Annotated in this window: 1 protein-coding gene; it reads left to right on the forward strand. The window is 56.3% G+C overall.

Features of this window, described 5'->3' with window-relative positions:
- Positions 1-83: 83 nt before the first annotated feature.
- Positions 84-407, forward strand: a 324-nt coding sequence (locus D7Y13_RS45515) for a hypothetical protein (RefSeq protein WP_208734725.1), incomplete at its 3' end; no start/stop codon positions are given.

The raw sequence follows: 407 nt of genomic DNA on the forward strand, positions 1-407 counted from the left end.
AGCCTGTGACGAATGAGGCACGGCAGGCTGAGCCGCTCAGCGTTGCTCGCGGCGACGATCAAGTGCCCAACCAAGAGGCGTTCGTGCTGGACTACCCGACGCAAATCGCGATCTTGACCAGTCCAGAGCTAGTTTCCAAAATTGTCGATCGGGTCAAACCGCGCTATCCAGACTTTAATGAAGCCGCCCTGCTGCAAGCGATCAAAGTGCAGCGGGCGATCGAAGAAGGCACGGGAAGCCCGACCAAAGCGATCGAAGTCGCTTATGGCGGTGCAGATAAGGACTTGGTGCAGTTTGTCTTAGAGCAGGCCGCCCAAGAATATCTCCGATACAGCCTGCAAGACCGCAAAACCCGCATTGGAACGGCAATTGATTTCATTGAGCAGCAGCTTCCTGAGGTGCAGGGG

Origin of the sequence: Corallococcus praedator (genome assembly GCF_003612125.1) — a bacterium.
In the GTDB taxonomy this organism is placed as follows: Bacteria; Myxococcota; Myxococcia; order Myxococcales; family Myxococcaceae; genus Corallococcus; species Corallococcus praedator.